The following is an 8,319-nucleotide window of genomic DNA, read 5'->3' as shown; positions in this document are numbered from 1 at the left end:
CGAGAATGCTTTTCTCCATCTCAAACGCTGGCGAGGAATTGCTACACGGTATGTCAAAAGATGCGCCTCTTTTCTTGTCGCCGTTCAAATTAGATGCATATCTTTGTGGGTAAATATAATTTGACGACACTGTCTAAGAGCATTTTCTGTTTGGGACGCTTTGCGGTTCAGATCATACGGTCTGCCGTTTCGCGAAAAAAAAGCGCTCATGCCGCTCACGTTGGGCCGGGCGGCGCTGTGCCCGCCGCCTCGCATGTGGCCTTTTTCATCGGCAAAAGGCTCTGATCCCTCTCCCTCTCTTCTTTTCAACGACAAGAGCGCCCCATTTTTCATTTGGGGCGCTCTTACTGCACTATGGAACATTTTCGACGCAAAAGACTGTTTTCCGCCGAAAAAATGATGTGTTCCGGCAAACGTCAAACCCTACGGCCTGTTAACACTAATTTTGCAAATAATTTTAATATATAAGTCTATTACCCGTACACGCTCCGCTTGCCGTAGAGGCGGGGTTACCTCGTGTCCCTGGCTCTTCCCCCCAAACAGACAGCGAATAGTGTTCACAGGCCCTGGAGCATTTTCAGTTTGAAACGCTTCGTGTTCCAAGCCATACGGCCTGCCGTTTCGCGGAAAAAGCGCCGTTTTCCCGCTTGGTTTTGGCCGGGCGGCGTTGTGTCGCCGCCGTGCGTCATGCCTGTTCAGCGGCAAAACGCTAACGCGGTTCGATGACCTCCACGCCGTCCATGTAGGGCACGAGCACCTTGGGCAGCACGATGCTGCCGTCCTTCTGCTGGCCGTTTTCCAGGATGGCGGCCAGTGCGCGCCCCGTGGGCAGGCCGGAGCCGTTGAGGGTGTGCACATAGGCGCTCTTGCCGCCCTTGGGCTTGAAGCGGATGTCCGCGCGCCGCGCCTGGAAGTCCACGCAGTTGGAACAGGAGGAGATCTCCCGATAGGTGTTCTGGCCGGGCAGCCAGACCTCGAGGTCGAAGGTCTTGGCGGAGCCGAAACCGAGGTCGCCGGTACAGAGCGTTATGACGCGGTAGGGAAGCTCCATCTTTTCCAGCAGATTGCGGGCGTGGCCCACCATCACGTCCAGCTGGTGGAAGCTGTCGTCGGGATGGGCGAAACGCACCATCTCCACCTTGGTGAACTGGTGCAGACGAATGAGCCCGCGCGTATCCTTGCCCGCGGAACCGGCTTCGGAGCGGAAGCAGGGCGTGGCGGCGCAGTAGCCGCGCGGCAGATCGGCCTCGTCCAGCACTTCGCCGGCGTGGATATTGGTCAGGGGCACTTCGGCCGTGGGGATGAGATAGTAGCCCCAGTCCGGCATCTTGAAGAGGTCTTCCTCGAATTTGGGCAGCTGGCCCGTGCCGGTCATGGTCGCCCGATTGACCATGAACGGCGGGCAGACCTCGATGTAGCCCTCGTTCCGCACATGCTCATCCAGGAAAAAGTTGACCAGGGCACGGTCCAGACGGGCGGCCCAGCCCAGCGAAAGCGCAAAGCGGCTGCCCGCCAGCCGGGTGGCCCGTTCAAAATCCAGCCCGCCCAGCGCGGTGCCCAGTTCCCAGTGCTCCTTGACGGGGAAATCAAAATCTCGCGGGGTCCCCCAGCGGAGCACTTCGGGATTCTCCGACTCGTCCTTGCCCACGGGCGTGGTGGCGTCAGGGATGTTGGGCACGCCCATGAGCCACTCTTCCACAGCGGCCTTTGCTTCGGCGGTCTGCGCGTCCAGCGCCTTGATGCGGTCGGAGAGCGCGCCGAGCTCTTCCATCATGTGGGAGGCGTCCTTGCCTTCACGTTTGAGAGCGGCCACCTGGCCGGACGCCGTGTTGCGCTGGTTTTTCAGGGCCTCCACTTCGGCCAGCAGGGCGCGGCGGCGGCCGTCCAAAGCCAGAAAGTCCTCCACGCGCAGGCTGGACTGACGGTCGGCCAGAGCCTTGGCAAGCACTTCGGGATTTTTCTGCACCAGTTTGAGATCGATCATGGGAGCTCCTGCTTGGGATTTTTGTGGGCAAAAGCTACCACGGCCCATAATGCCTTGCAAGACACGCCCTTTCCCTATATTCTCGAACAGCCGTCATATCCGGGAACGCCGCTCCCCGCCGGGATGCCCTGTGGGCAGGGTGGGGGCGCGGATGCTCCGAGGTCTTGCCGGGACGGCTTACGACAACGTGAGTGCCTGCCGTCCGTCATGCTGGGGCGTCAGGCATGTGCTTCCAGGCCATTTTTGCAGTCGCCTGCCCTGTGCGCCTGGCACGGACGGGCCGGCGGCGGATAGCCATGACGAGGAATCCATGAAATTTTCCCGACTCCCCCTCCTGTTGATCCTGCTGTTCTCCACCTTTCTGCTGAATGCCTGCGGCCCCAGCAATACCGTGCCGCTGGTGGCGCCCACCGTGCCCAACAACGTGCTGCCCGCGCCCAATGCCCCGCGCGTGAGCGTGGTCGTCTTCGAGGACAAGCGCGACAGTCAGGATCTCGGCGTGCGTCGTGACGGGACGGCCTTCGTGGGCAGTCAGGATGCCAGCCAGTGGGTGAGCCAGGCTCTGGCGGACGAATTGCGTCGTTGCGGTCTGCAGGTCTCCTACGCCCTTACGCCCGATCAGGCCCGCAGCGGCAACCCCGACTTCATCGTGACCGGTACGCTGGACAAGGCCTGGCTGCGCGAAGTCTCGGCCACCGAACTCGTTTGCAACATGAGCGCCTCCTACCGGGTCGCCAGCCGCAGCGGCAAGCTTTCCAACCGGGAGACCCTCAATTCCGGCCAGACCCGCAACGACCTGCCCTCCGGCGATATGGCCAAGGATCTCATGACTTCCTGCCTGCGCGATCTCGTGCAGCCCATGGCCAGCAAGATCCAGACGATCATCGGGCAGAAGTAGGATAACGTGCGGCGCAAGCTGCCCAGATGTTTTCTCCTGCCGGTGGCGCTGCTCGTGTTCTGCCGGCTGCTGCTGACGGACCCCGGCCCTGTGGCCGGGGCCGTCGTTTTCACGCCCCGCATAAGCAGTCTGCCCACCATCGGGCCCTCGCCGCGCATCCATGTGCAGCTGGATGTGCCGCCCGACGACTCCCTTTCCCCCGAAGGCCGTGAGGCCGATCTTCTGCGCCGACGCGCCCGGCTCTGGCTCATGGGCCTGCAGGCAGGCGCGGACAGCCTTGCCCGCAACCGGGCGGCGGCCCGTTATTTCATCGGGGCCGAACCCAGACTGATCCTGTCCGCCATGCTCTACGGCGCGACAGGTCCGGACGAGCGCGAAGGCGAGCATATCGATTTCATCCTGGAACCGGGGCCTTTCCGGCAGGCGCTGGAACGCGCCCTGCGCCCCGGCCCCCTCTACGGGGCATGGCAAAGCCTGCTGGACGAGCTGCGGACGGTGCTGGCCCGGACGCCGGGACCGGACAGCCCGGAAGAGGCCCGGCAGGTCGCTTGGCTGCGGGCCTTGCTTGGCCCGGCGCGGCGGGCGCTGGCCGCGGCGGGCGACGGCTGGCTGGCCACGGCCGATCAGGCGCTGGCGCTGGAACATGCGGCGACGCGGGTGGAGGAAAGCCCGCTCCTCTGGCTGCTGCTTGCCGAGGCCACCCTGCAGCGCGATCAGCCGCAGCGCTGCGTCGGGGCCTGCGGCCGCGCCCTCGCGCTGGACCCGCGTCTGGCGCGGGCCCGCTATATCCGGGCACTGGGCTACTGGCGTCTGCATCAGCTGGCGCTGGCGGAGAACGATCTTTCCATCATCCTGCACGACGCGCCACATGCGTCCATGACGCCGTGGCTGCGGGCTCGCGGGGCCATCCGCAAGCTGCGCGGCAATACCACGGGCATGTGCGAGGATTTCATCGCCGCCTGCGTGCGCGGAGGGGATTGCGACGGGCTGGAGATGGCCAGACGGCAGGACCTTTGCCGTGATGAGCAGCCTTCCGTGGCCGCGGGCGCTCCTCCCGTCCCCTCTCCCGAAGAAGAGACGGGGGCGGAGACCCGCCGTCAGGCCGAATACCTGGGCTCGCTGGCCCAGGCTTTCGTAGGTACGCGGGAGGTCCCTTCTCCCTTGGACAGTCGGACCGCAACGGATCTGGGCTTCTTGCCGCCCGACTCCACGCAGACGCCGTTCTGTCCGCGTTCCCCGTCGCGGGCGCTGGGACTGCTCGCCGCCCGGACCCTGCCGGAAGGCAGTCTGCTGGATGGGCACGATCTGCCGCTGGTGGACGAGGAGCCGCACTGGCTGGAGGCCCGTCGGCGCGGGATGGACTGGGGCGAGGATGTCCTGCTCCTGCTGGGGGTGGATCTGCGCCTTTCCCGCCTGCCGGAAGAGGAACTGCGGGACAGGGCGCAAGAGCGTGCCCTGCTCGAGCTGGGCCTTGCCCCGTTGCGGGCGGGGGCCGAGCAATGTCCGCGCCGACTCTGGACGGTCCCCGCGCAGTGGACGGTCAGCGTGTCCCTGCCTGACGCCGTCCTGACCGAGCTTTGGGCCGTCATCGACGCCACGCAGGCCGTAGCCGCCCGCTCCGAGCGCCTGCGGACGCCGTCCGCGCCGCCTGCCGCCCCGTCGTCGGCAGTCGCCGGCCTTCTCCCGCCGGAGGTGGAGGACGAGTTCCGCGGCATGACGCCGCGCCGGACGGATTGTCCGCTCCCTCGTCGTGCCGAGAGCCTTGTGGCGACGTGGGCCCGTATCTGGGATGATGCCTGGGCCGTCCGCATCAAGACGCTGGCCTATGCCCTACGGGACGAAGAGGCGCTTTCCGGCGAGGGCCAGACGGCAGACCGGCGGCTGGTCGGTCCGCCTCCTCCGCCGCGCCTGCAGGAAGGGGCCCGGGGCTATCCCGCCCGCTGGGACTGGATAGTCTGGCCCGCTCAGGAGGAAAGGCGCGGCGGACCGCCCGCCGAGCACAGATCGCTTAGAGGATCTTGCCTTTGAAAAAGGCAAAATGCGAGGCGGCAGCACAGCGCCGCCCGGCCAAAAGTGAGCGGAAAAACCGCGTTTTTTCCGCGAAACGACAGGCCGTATGGTTTGGAACGCGAAGCGTTTCAAACTGAAAATGCTCTATCTGGAGGCGCTGATGGCGCAAAGCCCGTTGTGCAAGGTCTACGGACATGTCTATCCCTGCGGCGATGTCCTTTATCAGGCGCTGGAGCAGGCCGTTTCCGGCGTCATGGGGCAGGAAGAGGACGAGCCCGCGCTCGTGCGTGAGGGGGATATGGCCCGCATCAGCTTTGAAGGGCTCTATTTCCCCGTGGAAGATGTCGTCCAGGCCCTGCGCGAGCATCTGACGCCGACCATGCAGGGCAAGCTGGACTATCTGGATCTGGAGGACTGGCGGCTTACCCGCTACCAGCTGGAGGCGGGCGAGGTGCACCCCTCCTCGGCCCCGCTGAACAATGTGCTGGCCTTTTCAGGGCATTGAGTCCAGCCGGTCCGTATTCGTCGTCTGTTTGGGAGAAGAGTCAGTGACACGAGGCCCCCCTGCTTCCAAAGGCAAGCGAAGTGTGTAGAGGTGTTTATCGTATCTATTGGAATTATTTATAGATTAGCGTTGACATGCCCTGGATCGCAAGGCCTCGCAGACATCGACAGCAGAGCGAGGGCTTTCCCTTCCCCCAACAACAGGCGACGAATGGCGGCACGGATAGAGATGACAGCCCCGCCGATCAGGCGTGCCCCACCAGCGGCGGGAGTTGGCCTTCCTTCACGTTGCTGACCCGGTAGATCTGCACGGTGTATTGCCCGGCGGGGCGGCAGAAGGGGCAGCCGTCCGTCATGAGCAGGCAGGAGCTGTCCAGTTCCAGCGGGTCCACGCCCGCCTGCGCCAGCAGGCGCGTGGCCCGGCCGGGGTCCCAGAGCACCGGCGCGCCGCAGCGGCTGCACTCCACGAACAGCAATTCTGGGTCCACCGGTTGCCGCCGCAGCGGGGCGGGCACTGTGAACCAGCGACGGGTATCCTTCGGCCTGCGAGCGTGCCGGGGGAAACGCCGCTCAGGCGTGAAACGCTTGCCCAATATCCGCCGTCCGGCCACACGGCTGCCGTCGCGGCCCCGCTTGCCTTGCGTTGTCCTGCCGGATACACTGGCCCCATGTCTGCTCTTTCTGGTCATATTCGTCTTTTACCGCCTGAATTGCGCAATCAGATCGCCGCCGGCGAAGTGGTGGAACGCCCCGCCAGCGTGGTCAAGGAACTGGTGGAAAACAGTCTGGACGCCGGGGCGGAGCATATCGACGTCTGCCTTGAGAACGGCGGCCAGAGCCTTATCCGCGTCCAGGATGACGGCAAGGGCATCGCGGCCGATGAGCTGGAACTGGCCGTCACCCGCCACGCCACCAGCAAGATCGCCAGCATTGACGATCTGGAACACGTCCTTTCCTATGGCTTCCGGGGGGAGGCCCTGCCGAGCATCGCCTCGGTCTCGCGGTTCAGCATGACCTCTGCTCATGCTTCCGCCGGGGATGCCCCCGCCTGCCGCGTGCAGGTGGAGCACGGGCGGCTCGTCGCCACCGGTCCCGCGGCGCTGCATCGGGGCACGCTGGTCGAGGTACGCGACCTCTTCGTCAATGTGCCCGCCCGCCTCAAATTCCTCAAGAGCCCGGCCACGGAGCTCAAGCGCGCTCAGGACTGGCTGACCCGACTGGCGCTGGCCCGTACGGACGTGGGCTTCCGTCTGCGTGCCGGTGAGCGCGTGATGCTGGATTTCCTGCCCGGCGAAACGCTCATGCAGCGTCTGGCCAAACTCTGGCCCGCTCTCATCGTGGAGGCGCTGCGGCCTTTCGACGGCGAGCGCCACGGCATCCGTGTCCACGGGGCCGCCGCCGCTCCCGGCGTCAGTCAGCCGCGCGGTGACCGTATCCTGCTCTACGTCAATCAGCGCGCCGTCACGGACAAGCGTCTGCTGGCGGCCGTGCGCGAGGCCTACAAGGGCCGCCTCACCAGCCGCGATTATCCGCAGGTCGTGCTCTTTGTGGAGATCGATCCCACCGAGGTGGACGTCAATGTCCATCCGGCCAAGAGCGAGGTGCGCTTCCGGGATGAATCCGCCGTCTTTTCCGCCGTGTTGCACGCGGTACAGAGCGTGCTGACCGATGATCTGGAGCAGGTGCTCGACACGGCGGAGGCCGATGTCCGGCTTTCCGGGCAACGGCAGGCACCATACACCGTTGCCGCCGCGCAGGCAACCGCTCCGCGTCCTCAGGGATTCTGGGGGACGCTGGACACGCCGCCGCTGTTGCGTCGTCGTCCCGATGAGACGGATGGCCTGCCGGATGAGGACGGACAGTGGCATGTGAGCCCCGTGCCTGCCCGGTCGGGATTGCACGAAGATGCGGACGCCTTGCCGCGCATGGCCATGCCGTTCCCGACGGCCATGTCGGATGGGGCCCCGTTCGACAGTGCCGGACGGCACACGCCCGACACGGTCGCGGCGGCTGCGGTCATGCCGCGGCCGGAAGAGGCCGCTACGCCAGCCGAGGCTGTCCCCCTGTCGGAGGAGGTCGCCCCCGCCATGTCGGACAGGGGGTCGCCTTGCCCGGCCATCGCGGCGGAGGAGCCTTCCGTCCAGCGGGAAGCGTTGCGCGTGGGCAATCTGGCCTATCTCGGACAGGTGGCCGATACCTATCTTTTGTTGCGGGATGCCGAAGGGGCCTTGCTGCTGCTCGATCAACACGCGGCCCATGAGCGCGTGCTCTATGCCCGGCTGGAACAGGGCGCGTTCAGCGGGACAGGGCAATGTCTGGCCCTGCCGCTGGAGCTGGATCTCCAGCCTGTGGAGGAGGAACGCCTCTTTGCCTTGCGTCCCCGCCTGCAGGAGATGGGCTTCACGCTGGAGACGAGCCCCGGATGGCTGACGGCGCGCTGCATCCCGCCGCACCTGAGCCGGGCGGAAGCTCGCGATTTCCTGCGGGAAGCGCTGGCCGGACGCAAGGACGACACCACAGCCATGTTCGTCTCTCTGTCCTGCAAGAGCGCCATCAAGGCCGGACAGCGCCTGACCGACGATGAGGCCGTGGGGCTGGTGCGCCAGTGGTTGCAGACGCCGCAGCGCGAATACTGCCCGCATGGCCGCCCGGCCGTGCTGCGCTGGGATGCCGGGGCGCTGGAACGCCTGTTCAAGCGCAAACAGTAGGGTGGCGGGACGTCGTGCCCGGCGAGGAAGAGAAAGAAAAAGAGGGCAGCCCCGCACGGGCTGCCCGCTTTACGCTATGCCTTTGAGGCAAAGTCACGTCGTACCCTGCCCCCAACAAGTAATAGCTCGTGCCAACAGGCTCTAGGGTCAGGACTCATTAAAGGTAAAAAATGACAATGGCAGCAATATGGATTGCCGAAAGGAATGTATGGGCA

General features: G+C 65.2%; 6 protein-coding genes and 1 pseudogene. 5 read left to right on the top strand and 2 right to left on the bottom strand.

Annotation, left to right across the window (positions count from 1 at the left end; all coding sequences use genetic code 11):
• A pseudogene (locus Q0K00_RS10515) lies at nt 1-124 on the top strand (IS5/IS1182 family transposase); the annotation flags it as partial.
• A 585-nt stretch (nt 125-709) separates the two neighbouring features.
• On the opposite strand, the gene serS reads toward Q0K00_RS10515, so the two are convergent.
• A complete protein-coding gene (gene serS, locus Q0K00_RS10510) occupies nt 710-1,984 on the bottom strand; it encodes a serine--tRNA ligase (protein ID WP_297229316.1) in 1,275 nt (424 codons plus the stop codon).
• 310 nt (nt 1,985-2,294) lie between these two features.
• Between serS and Q0K00_RS10505 the strand changes: the two genes are divergently transcribed.
• The 3 genes from Q0K00_RS10505 to Q0K00_RS10495 all read left to right on the top strand — a co-directional run bounded on the left by Q0K00_RS10505 (nt 2,295) and on the right by Q0K00_RS10495 (nt 5,397).
• Nucleotides 2,295-2,882, top strand: coding sequence for a hypothetical protein (locus tag Q0K00_RS10505; protein WP_297229315.1), 588 nt, complete (start codon nt 2,295-2,297; stop codon nt 2,880-2,882).
• 6 nt (nt 2,883-2,888) lie between these two features.
• A complete protein-coding gene (locus tag Q0K00_RS10500; RefSeq protein WP_297229313.1) occupies nt 2,889-4,910 on the top strand; it encodes a hypothetical protein in 2,022 nt (673 codons plus the stop codon).
• Between the two features lie 88 nt (nt 4,911-4,998).
• Nucleotides 4,999-5,397 carry a hypothetical protein gene (locus Q0K00_RS10495; RefSeq protein WP_297229311.1) on the top strand — a complete coding sequence of 133 codons (399 nt, stop codon included), beginning with the start codon at nt 4,999-5,001 and terminating at the stop codon, nt 5,395-5,397.
• A gap of 244 nt (nt 5,398-5,641) precedes the next feature.
• Here the strand turns inward: Q0K00_RS10495 and Q0K00_RS10490 are convergent, their stop codons facing one another.
• On the bottom strand, nt 5,642-6,085 hold the full coding sequence (locus Q0K00_RS10490) for a hypothetical protein (protein WP_297229309.1): 444 nt from the start codon (nt 6,083-6,085) through the stop codon (nt 5,642-5,644).
• Here Q0K00_RS10490 and mutL point away from each other — a divergent pair.
• Nucleotides 6,065-8,104: a DNA mismatch repair endonuclease MutL gene (gene mutL / locus Q0K00_RS10485; RefSeq protein ID WP_297229307.1), complete on the top strand. Its 2,040-nt coding sequence runs from the start codon at nt 6,065-6,067 to the stop codon at nt 8,102-8,104. The two genes, Q0K00_RS10490 and mutL, sit on opposite strands and share 21 nt — an antisense overlap.
• Nucleotides 8,105-8,319 lie beyond the last annotated feature (215 nt).

The sequence above is a fragment of the uncultured Desulfovibrio sp. genome, from assembly GCF_944327235.1.
In the GTDB taxonomy this organism is placed as follows: Bacteria; Desulfobacterota; Desulfovibrionia; order Desulfovibrionales; family Desulfovibrionaceae; genus Desulfovibrio.
The sequence above is the reverse complement of the archived record's forward strand: the minus strand, read 5'-3'. Positions and strand labels throughout refer to the sequence as shown.